This is a genomic window from Thermophilibacter gallinarum, assembly GCF_014982725.1.
GTDB classification, from domain to species: domain Bacteria; phylum Actinomycetota; class Coriobacteriia; order Coriobacteriales; family Atopobiaceae; genus Thermophilibacter; species Thermophilibacter gallinarum.
Genome location: NZ_JADCJZ010000001.1, coordinates 471,190 through 494,517, shown reverse-complemented (window position 1 = coordinate 494,517; position 23,328 = coordinate 471,190). Strand labels below are relative to the sequence as shown.

Genomic DNA, 23,328 nt, shown 5'->3' with positions numbered 1-23,328 from the left:
ACAACACACACGGGCGTCGCTCACGCCGCGCCGGCGACGCGGCGGCGCGCGCGGCCGAGCGCGAGCCCCACGGCAAAGAGCGTCACCGCGAAGAGCAGAACGATCCCCAGGTTGGTCCCCAGCTCGGCGGCCAGATCAGGCGTGAGCGCCTCGGCATGCAGCACCGTCGCGACCGCCTGGCTCACCCAGTACGAGGGCGAGAGGCGCGCCGCCGCCTGCACGGCCTCCGGCAGCATGGAGAGCGGCACCCACGCCCCTCCGAGAAACGAGAGCACCATCGCGCCGATGTTGCCGCAGGCGTTGACCGCGTCCTCGCTGAGGCCGAGCTGCGCGAGCAAAAACGCCAGCGCGAGCGGAACCAGGGCAAAGGGCAGCACGCTCCCGAGCGCGCAGGCCACGAGCGCCGGGTCCGTCCCCGCGAGCGCTCCCGCGCACGACGCGAGGGCCACGGCGCAGGTCCACGCCCACATGGCCACCACGAGCACGAGGCAAGCCGCGACCTGCCCCGCGGAGAGACATGCGGGCGAGACGGGACCCGCCGCCGTACGACGCCGCAGCTCCGGGCGCTGGAACGCCGCAAGCGAGACCCCAGCCACCACCACGATGGAGCTCATGACGGAGTACGTCGAGAAGTTCAGGTACGTGGCGAGCCGGTCGGCACCGCCGAGCGCGCCCTCTGACTCCCGCACGTCCACCTCGGCCCGCTCGGCCACGCTGGCCTGCGCGAGGCGTGCGACCTCGGTCGCCGACGCCGTCGGCTCGAGCGCCGCAGCGCCCGCCGCGAGCGAGACCCAGCGCGACGCCGCCTGCGCCGCGAGCGCCCCCGCCTGCACGTCCTGGCCGTAGGCGACCTCGAGCGCCGGCACCTCGTCCCCCGCGCGCGCCGCCTCGAGCAGCTCCCGCTCGAAGCCCTCCGGCAGCACCACCAGGCAGTCCACCTGGCCCGTCGCCACGCCGTCCTGCAGCGCGAGCGGCTCGTCCGCAACGTCCACGAGCTCGAAGGCGTCACTCACCCACGCCGCGAGCGCGTCCGAGAGCGCCGTGCCGTCGCGGTCCACCACCGCGACACGCGCCTCGTAGGCGGCATAGCCGCCCTTCTCGCCCGAGGTCGCAACGCCCATGTCCCCCACCACGAACACGCCCATGAGGGAGAGAAACACCACGTAGAGCGCGAGGTAGATGGGGTGTCCGGCAACCACGCGCAGGGCGGTCCTAAAGGTGCTCATAGCTCTGCCTCCTAAAGATGGCGCCGGCCACGGCGAGAAGGGCGAGCGCACCCGCCACGCAGGCGGCGAGGCGCGCGGCAAACGGCGCGAGCGAGGTGTAGTAGTAGAGCGCGTAGAACGTGTCGCATACGAGCTTGGTCGGGTTCACCCAGCTCGTCCACGGGAGCGCCCGGGCGAGGTTGTCCGCGAGCTCCATCGCCGCAGTTCCGTAGAGGCCGGCAAAGAGCGAGAGCACGCAGGTCAGCGCCATGAGGATGCCCGAGCGCGCTGAGATGCCGGCCGGGATCGGCAGCGCGCCCACGCACGCGCCGAGCGCCGTGGCGAGCAGCGCGCAGACGGCAACGGCCACAAGCGCCAGCCCGTCTCGGCCGCCAAAGTCCACGCCCACCACGAGGCGCAGAAACGCGAAGGCCAACGTCAGCGCCACGGTCGAGACCGCCCATGCACCGAGCACGCAGCCGGCGAGCTGTCGCAGGCGCGAGGTGCCCGAGACCGCCCGGCGCGCCCCGAGCGCCGAAACGCCGGGCTGGGCCTGCGCCACGGCGAGCATGCCCGCCTGGGAGGCCATGAGCGCGCCCATGCCAAGAAGCGCGTAGTAGTAGCGCACAATCTCCTCCGGCCGGGCGTGCGTTATCTGCGTCTGCTCCACGTCAACCTGGGTGCCCAGGGCATCCGCCACCGCGGCGGGGTCTGCGAGCGCCGCGGAGTCGCGCTGCGCCACCTCCTCCAGAAGGGCCCGCGACTGCACGTAGGAGCTGGCGACGGTCTCCAGGATCGTGCGGTTGACCGCCGTCGCGCCGTCCGCGCTCGCGAGCGTGTAGGCCGAGCCCACCGTAAGCGCGGGCGTACCGTCGGGCGCGAGCTCAAAGTAGCCGTCGACCTCGCCGGCAGCGAGAAGGTCTTCGGCCTCGCCAGCGGTCTCCACGTGCCGCAGATCGAGCAGCTGGTCCTCCCCCGGCTCCGCGAGGACGTCCACGACCTGCTCGAACGAGCCCGCGGGCGCGCCGTCCTTCTCGGCCGCCGGCGCCACGAGCGCCACCGGCACCGGATCCAACACGCCGTCCGTGCGCATGCCGGAGAACATGAAGAGGAAGATGGCGGACATGATGAGGGGAAACGCCAGCATCCACACGATCACCGAGGGCGTGCGCACGAGGCTCTTGACGCTCACCAGAAACGAGGTTCCCATGGCCGCCCCCTAGTCGCGCAGCTCGCGGCCGCAGAGCTCGAGGAAGACGTCGTTCAAGGTGGGCGGCTCGGACCACACGCGCCCCAGGCGCACGCCGGCCGCGGTCAGCACGCCGAGCGCGTCGGTGAGGTTGTGAGCGCTCGCCTCGCAGGTCAGGCGCAACATGCCGTCCGCGCAGTCCGCCGAGAGCACGTGCGAGAGGCCGCGTAGGCGCTCGAGCGTGCCCTCGGACAGCTCGCCCACCTCGGCCGTGATCTTCTCGCCGAGGCTGATCATGCGCTTGAGCTCGTCGGCGGTGCCCTGTGCCACGGCGCGCCCGCGGTCGCAGATCATGATGCGGCCGCAGATCTGCTCGACCTCCTCCATGTAGTGGCTCGTGTAGACCACCGTGGCGCCCTCGTCGCGCAGGCGGCAGATGCCGTCCAGGATGTTCGCGCGGCTCTGCGGGTCCACGGCGACGGTGGGCTCGTCAAAGAAGATGAGCTCGGGGCGGTGCGCGATGCCGCAGGCGATGTTGAGCCGTCGCGCCAGACCGCCGGAGAGCTTGGCCGGGCGGAAGCGCGCGTAGTCACCGAGGCCCACAAAATCGATCGCCTCGTCCACGAGCTGGCGGCGTCGACGGCGGTCGCGCACATAGAGCGCGCAGAAGGCGTCCACGTTCTCGCGCACGGTGAGCTCGTCGAAGACGGCCACCTGCTGCGGGACCACGCCCACGCGCGCCTTGAGGTCGTAGCGGCCCGGCGCCATCGGCTCGCCAAAGAGCTCGATGGTGCCGCGGTCGTAGGAGAGCAGCTGGAGGATGCAGTTGATGGCCGTGGTCTTGCCCGACCCGTTGGGGCCGAGAAGCCCGAAGATCTCCCCCCGGCGGACGGCGAGGTCCAGGTGGTCAAGCGCGACGAGCTCGCGGTAGCGCTTGACGAGCCCGATGACGCGAACGACGTCGGTTGGTGCAGCTTGTGCGTGCGACATGGCGGCCCCTTTCTCTTGGCGCCATTGTCACAGGCGGCCCGCAACCGCAGAAGTGACTTTTGTCACGAGTGCGACGCGACGCGCGGGCAAGGCACCTAGGGAGGGGTGGTGTGTCACTTTAGGCGAGATTTGAGTGACCTCGCTTCCCAGTCTCGGGAATATGGCTGGACGGGCGCAAAGAAAGGCCAGGTAACTTGCTTCAACTTCTGCTTAAGTCGAGTGACACGCCGTTTCAGCCACTCATATCTCGCCTAAAGTGACACAGCCCGCGTCCCTGAGTGCCTCTGCGGGCAAAAGTCGACCGGGAGGATGCAGCCGACTCCCCAGCGCACGCATTGGAGCCGCCCGCACTCACGTATCATGATCCCGCGAGACGAGAGGAGCCCCATGTACGAGCAGACGCCGCTCGAAGAGGTCGAGAAGAACGCCGCGCCCAGCTCGCAGGCGGTGCTCTACCGGCCGGCACCCACCGTGGAGGAGCGCCGCGCCGCCGGCCTCGCCACGCGCGAGGCGTGTCCGATCGCCTCACTCGGCGCCTGGGAGCCGCGCGAATCCAGCGAGCCCGCTATCGACCTCATCGATCAGCAGTCCGTCACGCGTGATCCGGGCCTCGTGCCGCTGCGCTACGAGCGCATGGGCGTCTCGCCGTTCACGTTCTACCGCGGCAGTGCCGTCATCATGGCCGCCGACCTCGCCACGATGCCCGTCACCGGCCTCGAGGTCCAGTGCATCGGCGACGCGCACATCGGCAACTTCGGCATCTTCATGAGCCACACGCGCCACCTCGTCTTTGACGTCAACGACTTCGACGAGACCGCGCCCGGCCCCTGGGAGTGGGACGTCATGCGCCTCGTGGCGAGCATTGAGATCTGCGGGCGCGACCGCGGCTTCTCCAAAGCCGACCGCCGCGACGCCGTGCGCGCCTGCGCCAAGCAGTACCGTCGCACAATGGCGCACTTTGCGGAGATGGGTGAGCTCGACGTCTGGCACGCTCACCTCGACGTCGAGCGCGAGCTCGACGAGTTTGAGCTTGACGGCAAGACCGGCCGGACCATCCGCAAGGTCGTGGAGAAGGCGCGCGAGAAGGACAGCGTGCGCGCGGCGGATCGCCTCACCGTGCACGACGACGGACGTCTCCGCTTTGACACGCGCCCGCCCGAGCTCGTGCCGCTCGCGGAGCTCTCGTCCGCCCAGGGCTACGACGCGGCGCAGCTCTCCCATGCACTGCACGGGCTGCTCGATGCCTACTTCGAGAGCCTCCCCCGCGACTGCCGCGTCCTTCTCGGCCGCTATCGCCTGCAGGACGCCGCGCGCAAGGTCGTGGGTGTGGGCTCGGTGGGGCGGCGTGCCTGGATTGCGCTGCTCACGGGCCGCGACGAGGACGACCCGCTAGTCCTCCAGGTCAAAGAGGCAGAGGAGTCGGTCGTGGAGCGCTACTGGCGACCGAGCGGTTTTGTCAGCCATGGCGAGCGCGTGGTGGAGGGCCAGCGCCTCGTGCAGTCCACGAGCGACTTCCTGCTGGGCTGGACGAGCGTGCCCACGGCTGACGGCGGCGCGCGCAACTACTACGTGCGCCAGCTCTGGAACGGCAAGGGCTCGATCGACCTCGCAGCGGTGGGCCCGGAGAGCCTCGAGAACATTGCGCGCCTCTGCGCGTGGTCGCTCGCGCACGCGCACGCTCGCACCGGTGACGAGGTGGCCATCGCGGCCTACCTCGACGACGGTCATGCCTTCGAGGACGCCATGTGGGAGTTCGCCCGTGTCTACGCCGACCAGAACGAGGCCGACTACCAGGCGTTCATTGAGCGAGTTAACTTGTAGCTGCCTTCTATACGTCCTTGCTCAGCACAGCCACACGCTGTTGAGAGAGACCCACGAGAGAGGCAATGTCTCGCAAGGTGAGGCCCTCCTCGCGGAAGCGGCGAATCACCTCTCTGGTAAGACCAGAGGAGATGCGCTGCTTCTCCTCAGCCTCCCTGCGCGCCGCCTCAAGCTCCTCGAGCATTCTTTGAGAATCAGAGTCGAGTACCGGCAAAACTTCAACGGCCCCCACCTCAACACCAAGCAGTGACGCTGCATCACGAACCATGTTCACAACCTGATCGAGCCTACGCGCCTGAGTGAACAAGCCCGGAATCTCCTCAACGGAAATCGCCCACCAGCCCTCGCTCCGCGTCACGTGCGCCGTCACGTCCTTCGCCATGTCACTCGCCTCCAAACAGGTAGCGGAGTATCGCGCGAGAAGTAATCTCATTCACCTCAGAATGACGGGGACTTGTCGTCTGCCTGTCCCCAACACACACCTTTGTGTGGCTCGAGCCCTCTTCCCAGATCACCAAAAGCCCCTTTGACTTCGCCAACTCGGAGATTCGTCTTCTAAGAACGCGATACTTCATTAAGTACATCCCCATTGATAGCACAACTCAATAGATATTGTCTAAATAAGGTTATGGGGATTGAATTAGGCGAGTGGCTGCCTACGCAAAGAGCCCGAGGTACTCCGCACAGGTCATGGCACGGACCTTGGAGCGCTTGAACGCGTCCACGTCGCGCGTGAGGATGACGTCCACGTCGTTGAGCTCGGCGCAGGCACGGATGAGGCCGTCCTCAAAGTCCGGCTCCCCGCAGCCGAGCGAGAGCTCGCACTCCTCCGCGCCCATCGGCGCGATCACGAGCAGTTCGCGCAACCATTCCACCGATCTTCTCGCCTGCACCTCATTGTATTGGCGCTGAAGCACGTAATACGCATCCTTGAGAGACCCTACGGCAACAAGCCCCAGGTCTCCCCCGCCGTTGCAACGGCGAAGGACCTCGCATGCCTCCGCAGACTGCGGTCGCTCCTTGCAGACCGCGTCGAGAAGAACGCCGGTATCGAAGAGCAGCCTCCTGCTGTTGAAGTCACGCATAGCGGCTCGCAATCATGTCGCGCATCTGCTCCTCGGTGAGGTTCACCAGCCACGGCTCGGCCTTGGGAAGGCTCTCTCGGAACTCCATGAAGCGTTCCCAGGTACCGCGGGGCTCCTCTGCCGGCACCTCCTCCGGCACCTCGCCCGTGCGTGCGATGTTCTCCCAGACCACCTTGATGACCTCGGCCGGCGTGGACCCCGCTGCGCGGATGTAGGCGTCCGCGCGCTGGCGGACCTTCTCGTCCACCCGTCCCGACACCACCGCTGTTGCCATGCGAGCCTCCTTTGTAGACGTGTCTACATAATAGCAGAGGCGCAGGACAAAGAGTGGAGCGCTACTCCTCGCGGCTGAACGCCTCCCAGAGCAGCGTCACGATGCCGCAGACGAGGCCACCCACCGGCCAGGCCACCCAGAACCACATGGCCGAGGTGCCCTCCGGGGTCCAAGAGTCCATGTTTGGCGCCGAGAACACCGGCGCAAAGAGAAGCGCCAGGCCCACAATCGTGGCCACGATCATGATGACGCCGCACACCGCCCCGAGCTTCTTGCCGTGCCTCTTCTGGGCGAGAAGGGCCTCGCGCCGGGCCTCGTCGAGCTCTGCGGACACGATGTCCTCCACCTCGAGGTCCTCGGCAACGGACTTGTTGTACTCCTCGACGTTGACGCGACCGAGCAGCATGCCACCGCGCACGATCCACCACACGCCCAGGGCGATGAACAGCATGAGAAGGAAGAGCGCCCAGTTCTCCGCGGTCTTCTCGAGCATGAGCAGGCAGCCAATGCCCGCGAAGATGAGCGCGAGGCCAGCGATGAGCGCCGCCGAGAACTGCTTGCGCGCTGCGGCGCGGTCCTCATCAGTGTAGAAGTCCTCCACGTAGGGGTGCGCCTTCTGGAACGCCGTGTGCTCCATGCCCGCGGGGACGAGCAGCGCGAGGCCCGCGAGGATGCCCACGAGCATGATGATCACGAAGAGGCCGTCGCGCCCGTTCCAGGACGCCAGCTCGACCGAGCCCTCGAAGAGCAGGCCGAGCGCGATGCCCAGGAGGATGAGGCTCACTCCAGTGGGGACCTTGAGCGCCATCATGCGCTGGTGCTCCTCGTAGCCGCAGACGTCAGTGGGCGGGCCGGCGGGGATGGGGGCGGCCGTCGCAGGCGCGGCGCGGCCGGTGAGGTCACCCGTCACGAGCTCGTCGAGCGTGCAGTCGAAGATCTCACACATCTTGAGGAGCTTGTCCATCTCCGGCTGGCTCTTCTCGGCCTCCCATTTTGTGACGCTCTGGCGGGAGACGCCGAGCAGCATGGCCAGCTGCTCCTGGGTCATGTTGCGCTCTGCGCGCAGGTGCTGGAGGTTGTCGCGAAAGCTCATGGTCTGCCCTTCGTCGGGGTGTGCGCTGTCTGCCGGCACCTTGCATTCTGCGGGCGCGCACGGCGCAATTCTACCAACCGACGGTGCGCAATTTGTCCGATTTTGCGGCAACCAGAGGGCGCCCACCGGTTGCACGCCGCAGGCAGAGAGGCTTATCGACCATATGACAGGAGGACAGGGCGGTGACAACACCTCCGTCCCCTTGTCACGTCAGGGGTCCGTAAGGGTTTCGTGGGCGGGTCGCGCAATGGGATACCGTGAAGGCATCGAAACTGGGAGGTTTCATGGGCGAGAAGAACGTGCGAGGTCCTCGCGATGCCGTCAGGCGTGTCCTCCTCCACACGGCGGGCTACCTGCTCACGTTTGTCGCGTTGAACGCGCTCACCTTCGTCGTGCCCAGCTACGAAGTCGCGATGCTGCTCGCCGCGCTGTCGCTCGCGGCCTACCCCATTGTCGTGTGCGTCTACCACATTCTCCGGTCCTTCGCCGACTACCGTGCCGGCCTCACCGTCTCGGTCCCGCTGCCCGCGCGCCTTCTCTTCAACCTGCTCATCATCTTCGGCGTCGCCTCGAGCGACTCAGCCAGCGACGCCCTACTCAAGGGTGTCGCAGCCGACCGCGGACTGCACGCGGGGCGCTCCTACGGGCTCTCGCGTCGAGCCGCCCTCGTCGCGCGCGTCGCCGTTCTTCTCGCCTTTCTCGCCGTCTGCTGCGAGGTGATCGCCGTCTTCCTGTCCGTGGGGACACCGCTCTTTGACACCATGTGTTGGATGACGCTCGGAACCGTCGCTGTCTTCTGCCTGTCCATGCCGATTGCCTACCTCGTGCACTTCCTCGTTGGCTTCAGGCGCGAGTGGCGCACGAAGGGTGCCTCGGACGGTTGGTCGCTCGACGCGCACACGGCCGCGGCGGTGAAGCGCGGCGACGCCCTCGCGTTCCCCCGAAACGAGGAGAAGCGCCGTCCCTACGTCGCCTTTGCACGCAACTTCTGCTTTGGCATGATTGTCGTGGGGCTTGCCACTCTCGGAGCGGTCGTGCTCGTGCCCGAGGGTCCGCGTTTCGCGTTCTTCGACGCATTTCCGCTGGTGCACGGACTTGTCTCGGGTGTGATCGGCCTGGGGGTCCTTGCCTGGCCCGTCGCCGCCGGCTGGTGGGCGCACCGCTCGGGCACGAGCCTCACACAGACCATCGTGCTCGATGACGGCCATCTCTCCTACGCGCTCACCTCAGGCTCGGGCGAGCTCGCAAGCACGAGCACCTGGGACCTCGACGGCGTCACGAGCTACGAGCTGGGCCGCTGGTGCATCAAGGTCAACGGCCACGGCGCCACGCCACGCGGCACGAGAGCCTATCACCTGGACATCCCCCGAACCTTTGACGGCGAGGACCGCTTTCTGCGCGAGCTCGACCTGCGCGTGGCGCGCAACCGCTGACCCGTGACGCTACTCGGTGTGGCGGATGACGGGGATTGCCCAGGACATGATGGCACTGTAGCGGCCGGAGACGCGACCCAGATACTCGGCCGGAATCCTCTCCTGCATGGGGTCGGTCTGCGAGCCGGAGTAGAACGGCAAGCTCGACCTATGAGAAAGCTCATTGCGAGAAACGCCGCGAAGCCGCCCCGCGCGCACGAGCTTGAGCTTCCAAGCGTTTCCTTCATTCAAAATGACATGTCCATAGCACTAGTCCAGCTGAAGCATCCAGCGCCATGCGTCCCGCACTCGTATACGAACATCCTCGGGCTCGGGCACGTCTCGCGCCGACATGACCAGCAGCGTTCCCTCAGAAAGCCCCGTCTCGTCAAGAGCGGCGCTCAGAGCCCGGGCTTCGCGCGTAAACGTAGTCGCCTCCTCGGCGTGAGCGGCCACCTGGTACAGCTCCGATACCGACCGCTCTTCAACGTCTCCCACGGCAAAGTCGACCTCAAAGCCCTCCTTCGTGCGATAGAACCCGATGCCGGTCCTCCGGTCTCCCAAGCAGCGTCTCCTAAGCTCCAGGTAGACGGCGTCCTCAAGCCTCTGCCCCTCATCTGCAGAGGAGGCCGGGCCAAAGGCAAACTGCAATCCCGGGTCAATCGCGTAGAGCTTCCTCTTTCCTCGGGTGGCCTCAGTGAGATCAGCGCCAAATCGGGATACGAGAAAGAACAGATAGGCATCTTCGCAGTGCTCAGGCAGCGAGAAGGCATCGGCCTTTGACAGCGGAATCTGAGCACTGTGGAGATCGTTATAGGTTTTGCGCACAGAGAACTCTCGCCCTGAGAGGCGAAGGGCCCTCTGGACGAACTTTCTTGTTCCCAGCATGGGAAGCCTGTGCCGCTCAGCAAGGTCGCGAGCCGCTATGGTCCAGACGATATCCTGAAGGGCCGTTATGCGTGTTGCGACGTCCGCATCCTGGACCTCAGGAAAACCGCCAATGCGCAGATACCGCTCAAAGAGAAGCGAAAACTCGCGCGCCTCGTCAGGCGAGACGATTCCCTTGGGCTCGCGCGCCCGAAAGCGCAAGAATTCCCTAAACGAGAAGGGCTGCAACTCGGCGGAGATTCCCCTCCCCCTGAACTCGGTCGCCACGTCCTCCGAAAGCATCTTTGCCGACGAGCCGCTCACGCATATCTCGAAGCGTGGGTTCTGCGTGAGACGCCTCAAGGGCCTGCCCCACCCCTCGACGTTTTGTACCTCGTCGAAGAACAGATAGAGCTTCTCTGGCAGTGCGGTCCCAAGTTCGCGAAGGAACTCCTCGGCCACGTCACCTATCACGTTGTCGGAAACGCCATCGAGACGATCGTCCTCAAAGTCAACGAAGAGCATGTGGTCGCGGGGGACGCCCTTCAAGACGAGTTCCCCCATGCGCTGGAACATCCTAAACGTCTTCCCACTACGACGAACGCCCTTAATGACCGAAGCGCGCTCGGCGAGGTGCGGGATGGCAACGTCCCGCGGAACCACAGGGGGGATCGGCCTCGTCATGCCCTCGGCCACTACTTCGCGTATTACTTCACGCAGCGCCATGGCATCTCCTATCTCCTCGCAATTCGCTGTCATTATAGCAATCTATCCCGAATTCGAGACAGATTTATTCAATAGTGACCTGAATTCGGGTCATATATTATCTTGTGCTAAGCACAGCGCCCTCTAGCTGGACAGCCCCGCAGAGCAGTCAGGAGCCAGTGATCCAGCAAGAGACCATGAGCATTTCGGGCTGCCCAAGGCGCTGCGAGACCCTACGGCGACAAGAACATCTCCTCGCTCCTGAGTGCCGAGCTGTGAAGAGAGGCCGGATAGCTCATGACCCCGATTGCCCCCCTCCCCCACATGCGTGGCGATGCAGGGACCGATGGTCGCGCGACCACCGCACACGGAGCTCGGAACTCGCTCCGGTCTTTACGCGCTACTTGCAAAGCGTACTTGTCATTGTATGCAAAGCATGCTATGCTTAAATTGCAAAGCATGCTTAGCAAGATTGTTCGAGGCAAGGAAGGTGATGCCATGCGAACGCGCATCCGCGAGTTGCGCCGCGAGCGCAAGATGAGTCAGGCCGAGCTCGCTGAGGCGGTGGGCACCACGCGGCAGACCATCACCTCCATCGAGGTCGAGAAGTACACCGCCTCGCTGCCTCTCGCCTACAAGATCGCCCGCTACTTTGGCCTTGCAATCGAAGACGTCTTTGACTTTTCTGAGATAGACGAGGAGCTGTGATCGCCATGAAGAAGACCGTCGAAACCATGCGCGCCGACATCCACCTCCGCCTGCGTCGCGAGCGCATCTCGCTCGGCATCATCCTGGCCGCGATTGCCATCATCGCCGCCATGGCCGTCGCCGGCATCTTCCCCGCTGGGGGAGACGACTACGTCACGAGCTTTGCCTCGGGCTTCCTGATCGGGCTTCTTGCCTTTGCCGCAGGGTTCACTGTAAAGCAGATTCGCAAGCTCCGGAGCGCCCTCGCAGATGACGCCGCGCTGCGCGCCCTTCTTGCCGCAGAGAACGACGAGCTCGAGGCATACCTGGCACGCGAGGTCGCCCGGACCTTCGTCCATCTCATCCCGCCGCTCTCCGCCGTCATCGTGGTCGTGACCGCGCTCGTTGGCCGCGAGGCCATGCTCTCCGCCGTGGGCACGTTGCTCTTTCTGTGCACGGCGCTGCTGGTCGTGAAGTTCGTCTACAAGCGCCGCCTCATGGGCCCCGAGACGGAGTAGAGAAGCGCCACGCGCGCTGGCGGAACTTCTCGTTCTCGCGTCCGGAAACTCATCGATGAGCGACAGGACATCCAGTTTCTTTAACGTATAACTGAAACGCGAGACGTCGCCCTCCTCCAGCGCCTCATCACCTACCCTTTCTCAACTGCGGACAACCTCTTTTCAACCAACAGGGTTGTCCGCGCCCTTGCAGGCGCACGGAGAAAGACCAGCTCAGAGACTGTTGACAACTACATCGACGCGCTCGAGAAAGCCTATGTCATCTCGGAGGCGCCTCAGACGGTACTTCAGGGCAAGGAGCTGCTCTCGCCCCTGCGGAAGCTCTATCCCGTTGACCAGGGCCTTAGGAACCTCGTGACGCGCTTCTCGGCGGACAACACCGGTTTCCAGCTGGAAAACGTCATCCACAACGAACTCGTTCGACGTGGCTATTCCGTTGAGGTGGGAACACTCAGGACAGGCGAGATCGATTTTGTGGCGAGAAGGGCCGACGAGACCGTTTACGTCCAGGTTTGCGAGACGATGGTCGACCCCGCCACGCGCGAGCGCGAGCTGAGTCCGCTCCGCGCCATCACCGACGCGTTTCCCAAATGCGTGATTACCCTCGACCGATACGGCCTCGGTACCACCAGCGACGGAATCAAGGTGTTGGGCGCCATAGACTGGCTGCTCGACTAAGTGGGGACGGGCCATTCCTCTCAGGGCCTTTGGGATGAACCTAGGGTGGCAAGGGTGATGACGATCTACCCTGTCGCCTTTGTCATCACCCTTTTTTCTATCTATCCTGATATCGGGACAGATGTATTGAAAACTCATGACCCCGATTGCGCCCTCCCCCACATGCGTGGCGATACAAGGACCGATGGTCCCACGACCTCCGCACGCGGATCCCGGAACGCGCTCCCGCATGGCAGCGTCGAGGCGCTCGACGTTCTTCTCCGCCCGCGTGCGCAGCGTGAAGAAGATGAGCGTTCCACACTCTCGACGAGACCGAGCAGGGTCAGCTTCTCTAGCTAACTGGCAAGCTCGTGTCTGCCCTACGCGATGCACTGGGGCCTGACGACTCCTAGGTGCCCTCGCTCACGCCTTGCGGCGCACGGGCACCCAGATCTCGCTGTAGGCGGTGCCGTCGTCGCGAACGTCGCTGAACGAGAGCATGCGGAAGCCGTCAAGCTCGTAGGGCACCTCAGCGAGCCACTCGGCATAAATGCGGGCAGTCGTCTGCTGCATGGTCTCCGGATGGGGTCCGTCGTTGGGAAAGACCGCCCAGGTGAGCGCTGGTACATCAACAAGCTCGAGGTTCTCCCCCGCCGTACGCGCCGTAGTCGGCACGCCGATAAGGTGCGTGAGCTCGCCCGCTTCCTCCTGGAAGTTGGTGTCCGAGTTCCAAGAGGCGTTCACCACGCGACACGGCTCGGTGTCCATCAGGCGGTGCATCTCGGCGCGCTGCGCCTCCGTGATGCTGCGAGCAAGCTCCGCGATCGCAGGGTTCTCGCCCTCGAACTGCATCGGCACGCGCGCCGCGACGCCAGCAAGGCGAAACTCGCCCTTCTCGACGATTCGATACTCCATGAGATGACCTCCCTTTACGTCAACCGCAATGTGCAGAGGTGAGCGCATGTGCGAACCAAGCCGTGCGACGTCCGAGGGAAGCGTTCCGCACCAGGAGCGAAACGCCCGAGAGAAGCCCTCGACCGAATCGTATCCATAGCGAAACGCGACCTCGGTGACGGAGCCACCGGCCATGAGGTCGGACGCCGCCGCGGAGAGACGTCGTTCGCGGATGTAGCGCGATGGCGTCATGCCGGCAATCAGCAGGAAGGCCGCGCGAAGTTGTTCCACGGTGACGCCGGTCGCCTGAGCGACCTCCTCAATCGTTGGCGCCTCAGCAAGATGGCACTCGATGTAGTCAAGCGCGTACTCAAGATACGAACCCTGCATCCCCTCACCCCCTTCCGCGCAATTGTACGCAGCTGCCTCAAGTTGTGCCCGACGGTTTATCGGGAACTTTGTCGGCCGCCCTAAGGCGACTACTATTTTCTCCTGGGTAGACTAATAGCATCAGCACGACCGAGGAGGTGCCCCATGGAGAAGAGACGCCTCATCAAGCCCGCCATCATCTACGGCGCGGCCTGGCTCGCCTGCCTTGCCCTGTACTGGGGGTCCCTCGCGACGGGTGCCCTTGGCGGGGACGGCATCATGGGCTACGTGATTCTGGCGCTCTACATCGCCCTGCCGATTGCCGGAATCGCCTCGGCGTTTCTCATTGGCCGCGTGGCTGACCTCGGGTGGTGGCGCCTTGCCGCGCTGATTGCGATTGCCGTCCTCTACGTGCTCCACACCGTGGCGACGTTCAGCCTCTCAAACGCCCTCGGCCTCACCAACATCGCACCGGCAGACCTGGCCGTCTTCATGTACGGCCTCATCCCCGCCGCGATTGGCCTCGCCGTCGGCTGCGCCACCGCCAAATGATTCAAAAGGGGTCTGTCCCCTTTTGGATCACTAGAACGTGACGTTGCCGAACTCGGAGAGGTGCAGGCCATCGTTGTGCTCCTCGGCCCAGTTGAGGTTCCACGGGCTCGTGAAGAGCAGCAGCTTGCCGCCGCGCATGTCCTCCACGCGCAGGGTCTCGCGCGTGAGGTTGAGGCTGCGCATGTCGACCTCGCCGTCCTTCTCGTCAATCCAGCGGATGAGGTTGTACGGCAGCGGCGAGCGGTACACCTCAACGTGGTACTCGCTCTTGAGGCGCTGCTCGAGCACCTCAAACTGCAGCGTGCCCACCACGCCCACGATGACGCGCTCCATGCCGGCGCCGTACTCGCGGAAGATCTGGATGGCGCCCTCCTGGGCGAGCTCCTCCATGCCCTTCACGAACTGCTTGCGCTTGAGGGTGTCCACCTGCTCGATGCGCGCGAAGTGCTCCGGCGCAAAGGTGGGGATGCCCGCAAACTGCACGCGACGGCCCACCTTGCAGAGCGTGTCGCCGATCGAGAAGATCCCGGGGTCGAAGAGGCCCACGATGTCGCCGGCGCACGCCTCGTCCACCGTGGCGCGGTCGTCCGCCATCATCGCCGTGCCCGTGGCCAGCTTGATCTTGCGGTCACCTTGCACGTGGAAGGCGTCCATGCCACGCACGAACTTGCCCGAGCAGATGCGCAGGAAGGCAATGCGGTCGCGGTGGTTCTTGTCCATGTTGGCCTGGATCTTGAAGACAAAGCCCGAGAAGTCCGGGTCCGTTGCCTCCACGGGGTCGCCCGTGAGGGAGTCCGTGTGCGGGCCGGGCGCCGGCGAAAGACGCAGAAAGTCGCGCAGGAACGGCTCCACGCCGAAGTTGGTGAGCGCCGAGCCGAAGAAGACCGGCGTGAGCTTGCCCGTGCGCACGGCCTCGAGGTCGAACTCGTGGTCCGCGCCGTCGAGGAGCTCGATGTCGTCCATGAGGGTGCGGTGGTTCTCCTCGCCGATCAGCTCGTCGAGGGCGGCGTCGCCGAGCTCGGCCTCCACCTCGGCCACGCGCTTGGTGGCGTTGGCGCGACCGTCGCCCTCGAAGGCGAGCACGTGGCGGCTCGCGCGGTCAAAGACGCCGCGGAACGTGCGCCCGTTGCCGATCGGCCAGTTCATGGGGTACGTCCCGATGCCCAGGACGTTCTCGATCTCCTCCATGAGGTCAAAGGGGTCGCGCGTCTCGTGGTCGAGCTTGTTCACAAAGGTGAAGATAGGGATGCCGCGCAGCGCGCACACCTTGAAGAGCTTGACGGTCTGGGCCTCCACGCCCTTGGCGCCGTCGATCACCATGACGGCGGAGTCCGCGGCCATGAGCGTGCGGTAGGTGTCCTCGGAGAAGTCCTGGTGGCCGGGGGTGTCGAGGATGTTCACGCAGTGGCCCTCGTAGGTGAACTGCAGCACGGAGGACGTGACGGAGATGCCGCGCGCCTTCTCGATGTCCATCCAGTCGGAGACCGCGTGCTTGGCGCTGGCCTTGCCCTTGACCGAGCCGGCGCTCTGGATGGTGCCGGTGTAGAGCAGGAGCTTCTCCGTGAGCGTGGTCTTGCCCGCGTCAGGGTGCGAAATTATGGCAAAGGTGCGGCGAGAAGAGATCTCCTCCTCAAGGCTTGGCATGCGTTTCCTCCGTTGCAGACGTTTGAGCCCAGCTATTGTAGCGGATGCGCACGTGGTAGCTAGCCCACTGCCTTGCCCAAAAGCGCGCAGTCAACGAAGTTCGACGCAGTAACTAGAGGGACTTCTGCCTTCTAGACCGACTTCTGAATAGTTTTCTACGCGGCATATCCCAAAGGGGCTCCATGAGACGAATCTCAACTGGGGCTTCTTTCGCCAACGAGCCACGCAGAGCTTTCTCGCTCCAGAAATCTATTCAGAAGTCGGTTTTGAAGGCAGGTCATTCCAAAATCAGTCGCAAACCCAGCTCACGGCACGACGCTGAGCCAATTCGGCGTTCAATGCGTTGCAGTGCATATACGCAGATCAGCAACTATGTAAGGAACATTTGACAGCACGACATGGCTCTGCGGGGCCCGGTGTCGCCCACCGCGGCGTCATCTACGTCGCCTACACCGAGGGCTACTACCAGCGTCAGCGCGCCCTTGCCGACGAGGCGCCCGCCGACGAGGCGTCCCTCGCCAAGTACATGGAGCGCGACGTCTTCATGCTGCCTGCAAACGCGACCGTCCGCGAGGCCCTCGCGTACTTCGCAGAGAGGAAGATCAGCGGAGCGCCCATCGTCTCCCCCGAGGGCGCCGTCGTGGGCTACCTGAGCGACGGGGACGTCATGCGCTACCTGAGGTCCGTGGGGCACAACGTGCCGGCGGTCGGGGCGCCCGCACTCCTGTTGGACTGCCTCCGCGAGAGCGGCTCGAAGTTCGAGGCGAGGCTGACGTCAATCATGGACCAGCTGGCCCTCGACGTGGGGTCCGACCACCCCGTCACCATCCCGGTCAGCACCTCGTTCGAGGACATCTGCCGGCTCCTTAGCGAGTCGGGCGTGAAGAAGATCCCCGTGGTCTCCGACGGCCAGGTGGTGGGAATCGCCTCCCGCTCGGCGATCACGACCTACCTCGTGCGGCGCTTCCTCGACCAAGCCGGAATGTGATGCCGAACCCGTAGGACGGGGGCGTGTGACAGAGGGGACGGAGGCTTTTGTCACACGCCTGCCGCTCGCGAGTCAGAACGAGCGGAGGGTGGGGTCGACCTTCTCGGTGGTGGCAACAAAGCGCAGGTAGAGTATGGCGTCAAGCATGGGCGGCAGCAACAGGAGCAGCTCGGTGAGCACCGCCTCGATGAGGAGGTAGCTCATGTCGTACGCGACGCACGCGAGGAGGTTGGGAAGCAGGCCCTCGGCCTCGGGCGGGTAGAAGAGCAGCGCCGAGACGACGTAGCACACCCCCATCGCGAGCACGCCGACGAGGTAGCCCACACGAAGGACGAGCACGTCGCCCCTAACGTCATCGTCTTCCTCGCCCTCGTCACGGGCGCCGCTTCCACGCCCCGCCCCGCGCCCGCAACCGCACTCGCGGCCGCGCCTCGGCCCGAACCCGCGCAGGAGCAGGCCTCCCACCGCCACGGCCCCGCACGCGACCGGGTACTCGAGCACGATGGCGCCCGGCGAGAAGTTCACCCACTCGCCCACGCCGAAGATGACCGCAAGTCGGGTGAACCCGAAGACCGCGCCGGCCACGCAGCCATGGCGCGGGCCGTAGAAGTACGTGACGAGCCACAGCGGCAGCAGGCTCAGGAACGTGACCGAGCCGCCCTGCGGAAGCGTCACGAACCGAAACGCCGAGAGCAGCGCGGACAGGGCGAGAAGCGCGACGGTCCAGAACGCGCGGTTCGCCCAGAGCCAGTCGCCCGGCTCACGCCGATAGACGCGGCGGCCGTCGCCCCGCGCGCCCCCTTTGGACCCTCGCCCTCCCATGCGCACCCCCTAGATCCGGCTTCTCTGCTGGTGCCGGCGACGCCGCTGGTTGATGACAACCACGAGCACGTAAATGGCAACCCCGCCGAACAGGCCGCAGTACGTGGTGGTCTCCGCGTATGTGGCCTCGATCCCGAGCCCCTCGTACACGTCTCGGAGGAGGTCGGCGAAGAAGGGCTGCAGCTGGATGATCGCGAGGATGACGGCGGCCACGTTGATGACCATGCCCGTGCGCCCCTCGACGATGGCGCTCTTCACCGAGACGAGGTGCTCGAGGTACTCCTGGTGCTCGGTGTAGACGTCATGCAGCTCCTGGTTGAGAAACGCCTCGCGCAGGCAGGTGGCCTCGATCTGGGACGAGAGGTACTTGAAGTTCTGCGTCTCCCAGAAGCGCACCGTCCTGCCGTACTCCCGGTCGATCGCGAGCTTGGCCTTCGGCGAGATGTCGTGGTTCGCCTCGAGGACCCTCGTCACGCGCGTGTTGACCTTCTCGAGCGCGGTGTTCTGAAAAAGGACGAGCACCACGATGAAGAGGTAGTTCGCGAAGTCGCTCACGCGGTCCATGGGGAGGTCGCGGAAGCTTTTCGCCACGTAGACGACGGCCCTGCTCGAGAGGTAGAGCTCGTAGTCGTCGAACTGCGCGCGGTTGTCGAGGCTCATCGCGCGGACCTCGGTGCTGTCGATGCGGTACTCGCGCCCGTAGTTGTCGTACGTCTCGGCGGCGAGCATGTCCTGCAGCTCGCGGTCGTTGTCCGGGCGCTCCGAGAGGAACAGCGCGCACTTCGCGCGCCCGCAGCGGTGCAGTCCGAACGTCTCGAGCAGGTAGTCGTAGAGGGAGACGAAGCGGTCGGGGCCCTCCGGGCTGCGTATCTTGAGGTAGTCGTAGGAGACCTGGTCCTCCATCTGCGTGACGGAGAAGGGATACGCCGAAAGGAGCACGGCGAGCACGAACATGTGCGTCCGGCGGTGGCAGACGAGGACGGCGTGCCCGCGCGCGGTGCCCATGACGATCTCCTCGCCGGCATCGCGCGCCGGGTAGTCGTCGGTGGTGTGGAGGAAGTCGAAGCTCCCGAGGTGGGCGAGCTCGAGGTCGCGCACCACCTCGTTGCTGCACTCGTAGGAGAGGTACTCGACGAGCTCCGAGATGACGTGCTCGGCGAGCGCGCGGTCGTCGGCGGTGGCGGGCTCGGCGGGGACGCCTCTGGCACGGTCCTCGAGCAGGTTGTCGACGCGCAGGTTCGCCTCGTGCTCGGCGAGCGGGAGCAGCAGCCAGAGGTCGCTGCGGTAGGTCGCGAAGTGGGCCCCTCCCGCGAGCAGGCGGTCGAGCCGCGGGCCGTCGCAGACGAAGACCGTGTTGCCGTCCTCCAGGTGACGGAGCTCGTGGAACAGGAGGCTGCGCAGGACCTTCGTGCCGTCGCCCGAGACGGCGGTGGCGACGACGCTCGTGACGGGCAGGCCCTCGTCGCGCAGGCGCCGCAGGTAGCCGACGAAGCCGTCGGTGAGCAGCCGGATGACCTCCCCGTCCTGATAGGCGGGGTGGACGGCGATGGAGAGCACGAAGAGGTGGTTCTCGTCGGTACGGTACTGCGCGACCTCGTCGGGGGCGATGTCGTCGTCACGGATGACGGGGCTGCGCGAGACGTTGTCCTGGTGGAGGCCCAGCTCGCAGGGGAAGAAGTTGACGTAGCCGGCGAGACGCCCGCTCTCGTCGTCGACGACGAACACGAACGAGCGGCGGTTCCGCTCGTAGCGGGCGACCGTGTTGGCGGGGTCGCCCCAGTAGGCGGGCTCGTAGCAGGCGTGGTCCACGGCCACGAGGCGGTCGAGGAAGGGGACGTCGACGTCCTCCCCATAGAGCACGGTATACGTCATGGCACCCCCTCGGTCGGCCGCGCGGCAACGAGGACATTATAGGTGCCCGGCGGCGCGCCAGCCTCGCTCGCCGCAAGCGCCCTGCCTAAAGGGCCCCTTTGCCTTGCCCAGTGGTCAGCCGAACGGGCCCCTGGGACGCGAGGCGTCAGACAGAGCCGCGTGTGTCAGATAACGGCTCCATTGTGTGGCAGGAGGGATTTAGCGCCCCTTTCACGCAACTAAAGCCGCAGGATTCGGTCACGCGTACGGGGTCCCTCCCCAATTCACCCTCCCAGACGCACACAACGGAGGCCTCATCTGCCACAGAAGGCTCTCGAATCTGCCCCACGGGAGACTCGGCTCGATTGCCTCCCGAGCGGAAGCCTATGGCGCCCTCGGGCAATCCCGAGAAGGGCCGAGGAGGCCTCGGAGTCGCCCTCCGAGACGTCGGTCGTCGCCCCGTCGCACGCGTACCCCCTCATAGGCACGGGCAGGCCCCGATGTGACACAGGGACACAGGTGGGACAAACTCCTCCGTCCCTGTGTCCCAGGGTCAGAGCTTCTTGCGGGTGACGGTCTCCCAGTGCATCGGGGCGCCCCGGCGCACGAGGCTCGCGCGCATGCGGGTCACGTCGAGGACGAAGCGCAGCACGGTGATCTCGAAGACCGAGAGGAGCACGGCCCGGGCCACGTCGGCCGCGGAGAGCGTGAGGTCGCGCGTCTGGGCACGGGAGATGAACGCGGTGAGCGACATGGTCGCGCCGAACAGGGCGTTGTGTGCCAATAGGTTGTTTACGCCGACGATGCGCGACATGGGCGGCAGGCCCCCGCACGCGCTGTGCGGACGGCTCCAATTGTAGTGCTCGAGGTAGGCCGGGAGGGCGTCCGCCCTCTCGGCCTCGCCGTCCCACGCCCGCCCGTACTGCCACTCCTGCGCGAGCGTCCGGTTCATGCGCTCGACCTTGCCGTTCTGCCACGGGCTGTACGGCCTGGTGTATATGTGGCGTACGCCCTCGGCGGCGAGCAGGGCGTTGAGCTCGCGGCTGCGGTACCCCGGCCCGTTGTCCGTCATGACCCGCTCGACCGCGACCCCGAGGCCGGCGAAGAAGGCAAGGCACCGTGCCATGAACGCCGAGCAGGTGCCCCTGCGCTCGTCGGGGAGGAGCTCGGCGTAGGCCACGCGGGAGAAGTCGTCGACCGCGACGTGCAGGCAGGCCACGCGCCGCCCGCCGGAGCCCCTGCCGTGGTCGAGCTCCGAGGCGCCGCGCGCCCTCCACCCGCCGCCGTCGGGGATGCGGGCGACCTTCTTCACGTCCACGTGGAGGAGCTCGCCGGGCCTCTCGCGCTCGTAGCGCACGGGCGTGGCGGCCCCGCGGCGACGGGCCTCGCCCGTGACGCGGTCGACGTCGGCGAGCCTCGGAAGCCCCCTCCTCGCGACGATTCGCGCGCACGTCCTCGCCGGCACGCCCGTCACGGCGGCGAGCGCGAGCGGGGGGAGGAGCATGGACGAGCGCGCCTCGCAGACCGCCTCCTCGACCTCGGGAGGGGTGGACCTGGCGAGCCTGCGCGGCCTGCGCGGCCGGTCGGACAGCGGCTCGCCGCGCCGCGCGCGGGAGAGCCACTTGCTCGCGGTCTGCCTGCTCACGCCCATCTGGCGGGCGACGGCGGACACGCGCTCGCCCCCGGCGACCCGGGAGGCGAGCAGCTCCCGCCCCCTGGGCGTGAGCCTTGCGTTAGGATGCTGTGACATGGGAGGGCTCCCCTCGGCTGCAGATCTAGGCAATCCACAGCATGCGGGAGCCCTCCCTGTTTGTCACCCTCGGGGCGTAAACAACGTCTTGGCACTGAACAGCTCCCCCACCTTGCCCAGCAGCACGACGAACCTCTTGTCAAACGTCACGACGTCGCGGCCGAGCTCCTGGCGCTCTGCGGCCAGCACGCAGTCGACGAAGTCGAGCGAGCCGCCGCTGTAGAGCCCGAGCGCCGCCGCAGCCACGTTCTTGCGTCGGCACGTGACCTCGTCAAGCAGGTAGCACAGCACGGCGTTGGCATCAAGCAGGGCTTCCATGCTTAACCTCCATCGCCCGGGCAAAGGCGCCATCCTCGAGGCCAACAAGCCCCTCGTCCGCGTACTCTGCGAGATGATACGAAGGGACTGTCCCTTCGTATCATCGTTGGCGGATGCCGACTTCGGTTTCCGCCATAAGATGGTTGATGCCGAAATCGGTTTCCGCCAAAATATGGTCGATGCCGAAGTCGGTTTCCGCCAGAAATGAGGTCGGGAATGTATCGCAACGCCATGGCAAAACTCCTCTCGTGGAGCGACAGCCCCAGTCGCAAGCCGCTCATCGTCAACGGTGCCCGTCAGGTGGGAAAGACGTGGCTTGTCCTCGCGTTCGGAGAAGACCGCTACGATTCCGTGGCCCATATCGTGTTCCTGTACAACGAGGACATGAAGCGGGCCTTCGAGGGAAGCCTTGATGCGGAGCGCCTGCTCACTATCATTGGCGCGGCAACGGGGACGAATCCCCGCGACGGCAGGACGCTGGTATTCCTCGATGAGATCCAGGAGTGCCCACGCGCCATCACCGCCCTCAAGATGTTCTGCGAGCAGCGCCCCGACGTGCCCGTGGTCGCGGCGGGATCCCTTCTTGGCGTGGCCCTCAGCCGTAAACGCGGGAGGGACGGCACCGGCACGTCATGGCCCGTTGGGAAGGTCGACTATCTTGACCTGCACCCTCTCTCGTTTGACGAGTTCGTGCGCGAGGTTGGCAACCCGGCGCTTGCGGATGCGCTCTCCCAGGGCGACGCCGATCTCATCAGCGTCTTCTCCGAGCGCCTGACCGATCTCCTGCGCACCTATTACTACGTAGGGGGCATGCCCGAGGCGGTCAGACGCTACAGCGAGACCGGGGACTTTGCGGCGGCTCGATCAGTGCAGCGAGCGCTGCTCACAGATTACGAGCATGACTTCTCGAAGCACGTTGCAAGCGCTGCAGAAGTGGAGCGCATCCGCCAGACGTGGAGGTCGGTACCCGTTCAGCTTGCGCGCGAGAACGATCTTCGCAGATTTAGCTACGCCTCCGTCCGGGAGGGCGGGCGCGGGCGCGACTATCGGGATGCCGTCGCGTGGCTTGTTGATGCGGGCCTGGTCACAAAGGTCCCTCGCGTGACCAAGCCGGGAATCCCGCTCAAAGGATATACCGACGAGACGTACTTCAAGCTCTACCTACTCGACGTCGGGCTCTTGGGCGCAACAACAGGGCTTGAGCCACGCGTGCTCGTGGAGGGAGACCGTCTCTTTACCGAGTACAGGGGAGCCTACGCCGAGCAGTTCGTGTGCCAGCAGCTCGTGGCGGGTGGCCTGGCACCGTATTACTGGTCGGCAGACGGCAAGCAGAAAAAGGGAGAGGTCGACTTCTTGCTCGAGGTTGCCGGACGCCCCGTTCCCGTTGAGGTCAAGGCAAACGAGAACGTCGCCGGAGGAAGTCTCGCCGCGTTCGTACGCGACTATGGGCTCGAGCGTGCCGTGCGCTTCTCGCTCCGCGGGCTGAAGGAGCAGGACTGGCTGGTAAACGTACCGCTCTACGCCGCCAATGCCTTTCCGGGCATTCTTGATGAGCAATCATAGTTTTATCGACTGTAACCGACAGAGACCGCGTGTTGAGAGATTTCATCGGTTGTAGTCGATAAAAAAGACGCGCC

22 protein-coding genes and 1 pseudogene are annotated in these 23,328 nt (G+C 65.6%); 8 read left to right on the top strand and 15 right to left on the bottom strand.

The window, feature by feature from the left end; translation table 11 throughout:
* Window positions 1-20: 20 nt before the first annotated feature.
* From INF26_RS02325 to INF26_RS02315, 3 genes are read right to left on the bottom strand one after another with little or no spacing between them, the layout of a single operon-like run.
* Window positions 21-1,226 (bottom strand): ABC transporter permease, encoded by a 1,206-nt coding sequence (locus INF26_RS02325; RefSeq protein WP_193529112.1) that lies wholly within the window; start codon window positions 1,224-1,226, stop codon window positions 21-23.
* Window positions 1,213-2,415 carry an ABC transporter permease gene (locus INF26_RS02320; protein ID WP_193529111.1) on the bottom strand — a complete coding sequence of 401 codons (1,203 nt, stop codon included), beginning with the start codon at window positions 2,413-2,415 and terminating at the stop codon, window positions 1,213-1,215. Before INF26_RS02320 ends, INF26_RS02325 begins: the two co-directional genes overlap by 14 nt.
* A 9-nt stretch (window positions 2,416-2,424) precedes the next feature.
* The gene (locus tag INF26_RS02315; RefSeq protein WP_193529110.1) at window positions 2,425-3,384 is read right to left on the bottom strand and encodes an ABC transporter ATP-binding protein; all 960 of its coding nucleotides are present in this window, start codon (window positions 3,382-3,384) and stop codon (window positions 2,425-2,427) included.
* A gap of 387 nt (window positions 3,385-3,771) precedes the next feature.
* On the opposite strand from INF26_RS02315, the gene INF26_RS02310 reads away from it, so the two are divergent.
* Window positions 3,772-5,205, top strand: coding sequence for a DUF2252 domain-containing protein (locus tag INF26_RS02310; RefSeq protein WP_226371805.1), 1,434 nt, complete (start codon window positions 3,772-3,774; stop codon window positions 5,203-5,205).
* A gap of 7 nt (window positions 5,206-5,212) precedes the next feature.
* Here INF26_RS02310 and INF26_RS02305 read toward each other — a convergent pair whose 3' ends face one another.
* The 4 genes from INF26_RS02305 to INF26_RS02290 form a co-directional block, all read right to left on the bottom strand.
* A complete protein-coding gene (locus tag INF26_RS02305) occupies window positions 5,213-5,587 on the bottom strand; it encodes an XRE family transcriptional regulator (RefSeq protein WP_193529108.1) in 375 nt (124 codons plus the stop codon).
* 274 nt (window positions 5,588-5,861) lie between these two features.
* A complete protein-coding gene (locus tag INF26_RS02300; protein WP_193529107.1) occupies window positions 5,862-6,290 on the bottom strand; it encodes a type II toxin-antitoxin system VapC family toxin in 429 nt (142 codons plus the stop codon).
* Complete coding sequence (locus INF26_RS02295) at window positions 6,283-6,564, bottom strand: type II toxin-antitoxin system RelB/DinJ family antitoxin (protein ID WP_087226947.1); 282 nt, start codon at window positions 6,562-6,564, stop codon at window positions 6,283-6,285. Before INF26_RS02295 ends, INF26_RS02300 begins: the two co-directional genes overlap by 8 nt.
* A gap of 61 nt (window positions 6,565-6,625) precedes the next feature.
* On the bottom strand, window positions 6,626-7,657 hold the full coding sequence (locus INF26_RS02290; RefSeq protein ID WP_193529106.1) for a helix-turn-helix transcriptional regulator: 1,032 nt from the start codon (window positions 7,655-7,657) through the stop codon (window positions 6,626-6,628).
* A 284-nt stretch (window positions 7,658-7,941) separates the two neighbouring features.
* Here INF26_RS02290 and INF26_RS02285 point away from each other — a divergent pair, with 284 nt between their 5' ends.
* Window positions 7,942-9,090 (top strand): hypothetical protein, encoded by a 1,149-nt coding sequence (locus tag INF26_RS02285; RefSeq protein WP_193529105.1) that lies wholly within the window; start codon window positions 7,942-7,944, stop codon window positions 9,088-9,090.
* A 9-nt stretch (window positions 9,091-9,099) separates the two neighbouring features.
* Here INF26_RS02285 and INF26_RS08565 read toward each other — a convergent pair whose 3' ends face one another.
* Window positions 9,100-9,231 carry a hypothetical protein gene (locus tag INF26_RS08565; protein WP_269747145.1) on the bottom strand — a complete coding sequence of 44 codons (132 nt, stop codon included), beginning with the start codon at window positions 9,229-9,231 and terminating at the stop codon, window positions 9,100-9,102.
* A gap of 108 nt (window positions 9,232-9,339) precedes the next feature.
* Window positions 9,340-10,662: an ATP-binding protein gene (locus INF26_RS02275; RefSeq protein WP_158094452.1), complete on the bottom strand. Its 1,323-nt coding sequence runs from the start codon at window positions 10,660-10,662 to the stop codon at window positions 9,340-9,342.
* A 477-nt stretch (window positions 10,663-11,139) separates the two neighbouring features.
* Between INF26_RS02275 and INF26_RS02270 the strand changes: the two genes are divergently transcribed.
* The 3 genes from INF26_RS02270 (at window position 11,140) to INF26_RS08645 (ending at window position 12,524) form a co-directional block, all read left to right on the top strand.
* Window positions 11,140-11,349, top strand: a complete 210-nt coding sequence (locus tag INF26_RS02270; RefSeq protein ID WP_087216979.1) for a helix-turn-helix transcriptional regulator — start codon at window positions 11,140-11,142, stop codon at window positions 11,347-11,349.
* A gap of 5 nt (window positions 11,350-11,354) precedes the next feature.
* Window positions 11,355-11,846 (top strand): hypothetical protein, encoded by a 492-nt coding sequence (locus tag INF26_RS02265; RefSeq protein WP_193529104.1) that lies wholly within the window; start codon window positions 11,355-11,357, stop codon window positions 11,844-11,846.
* A gap of 87 nt (window positions 11,847-11,933) precedes the next feature.
* Entirely contained in the window at window positions 11,934-12,524 is a 591-nt protein-coding gene (locus tag INF26_RS08645; RefSeq protein WP_408647510.1) for a DUF4143 domain-containing protein, read from the top strand.
* Between the two features lie 402 nt (window positions 12,525-12,926).
* Here the strand turns inward: INF26_RS08645 and INF26_RS02255 are convergent, their stop codons facing one another.
* Window positions 12,927-13,787, bottom strand: coding sequence for an AraC family transcriptional regulator (locus INF26_RS02255; RefSeq protein ID WP_193529102.1), 861 nt, complete (start codon window positions 13,785-13,787; stop codon window positions 12,927-12,929).
* A gap of 144 nt (window positions 13,788-13,931) precedes the next feature.
* Here INF26_RS02255 and INF26_RS02250 point away from each other — a divergent pair, with 144 nt between their 5' ends.
* Window positions 13,932-14,318: a hypothetical protein gene (locus INF26_RS02250; protein ID WP_193529101.1), complete on the top strand. Its 387-nt coding sequence runs from the start codon at window positions 13,932-13,934 to the stop codon at window positions 14,316-14,318.
* Window positions 14,319-14,348: 30 nt separating this feature from the next.
* Here the strand turns inward: INF26_RS02250 and INF26_RS02245 are convergent, their stop codons facing one another.
* Window positions 14,349-15,962, bottom strand: coding sequence for a peptide chain release factor 3 (locus INF26_RS02245; RefSeq protein ID WP_193529100.1), 1,614 nt, complete (start codon window positions 15,960-15,962; stop codon window positions 14,349-14,351).
* A 385-nt stretch (window positions 15,963-16,347) separates the two neighbouring features.
* Between INF26_RS02245 and INF26_RS02240 the strand changes: the two genes are divergently transcribed.
* Window positions 16,348-16,950 carry a CBS domain-containing protein gene (locus tag INF26_RS02240; RefSeq protein ID WP_193529099.1) on the top strand — a complete coding sequence of 201 codons (603 nt, stop codon included), beginning with the start codon at window positions 16,348-16,350 and terminating at the stop codon, window positions 16,948-16,950.
* 72 nt (window positions 16,951-17,022) lie between these two features.
* On the opposite strand, the gene INF26_RS02235 is transcribed toward INF26_RS02240, so the two are convergent.
* The 4 genes and pseudogenes from INF26_RS02235 to INF26_RS02220 all read right to left on the bottom strand — a co-directional run bounded on the left by INF26_RS02235 (window position 17,023) and on the right by INF26_RS02220 (window position 21,691).
* Window positions 17,023-17,772, bottom strand: coding sequence for an energy-coupled thiamine transporter ThiT (locus tag INF26_RS02235; RefSeq protein WP_193529098.1), 750 nt, complete (start codon window positions 17,770-17,772; stop codon window positions 17,023-17,025).
* Between the two features lie 9 nt (window positions 17,773-17,781).
* Complete coding sequence (locus INF26_RS02230) at window positions 17,782-19,644, bottom strand: hypothetical protein (protein ID WP_193529097.1); 1,863 nt, start codon at window positions 19,642-19,644, stop codon at window positions 17,782-17,784.
* A 781-nt stretch (window positions 19,645-20,425) separates the two neighbouring features.
* Window positions 20,426-21,373: pseudogene (locus INF26_RS02225) on the bottom strand (IS481 family transposase); the annotation flags it as partial.
* Between the two features lie 63 nt (window positions 21,374-21,436).
* Window positions 21,437-21,691 carry a PIN domain-containing protein gene (locus INF26_RS02220; RefSeq protein WP_193529096.1) on the bottom strand — a complete coding sequence of 85 codons (255 nt, stop codon included), beginning with the start codon at window positions 21,689-21,691 and terminating at the stop codon, window positions 21,437-21,439.
* A gap of 216 nt (window positions 21,692-21,907) precedes the next feature.
* On the opposite strand from INF26_RS02220, the gene INF26_RS02215 reads away from it, so the two are divergent.
* Window positions 21,908-23,254, top strand: coding sequence for an ATP-binding protein (locus INF26_RS02215; RefSeq protein ID WP_193529095.1), 1,347 nt, complete (start codon window positions 21,908-21,910; stop codon window positions 23,252-23,254).
* The last annotated feature ends 74 nt before the right edge of the window (window positions 23,255-23,328 follow it).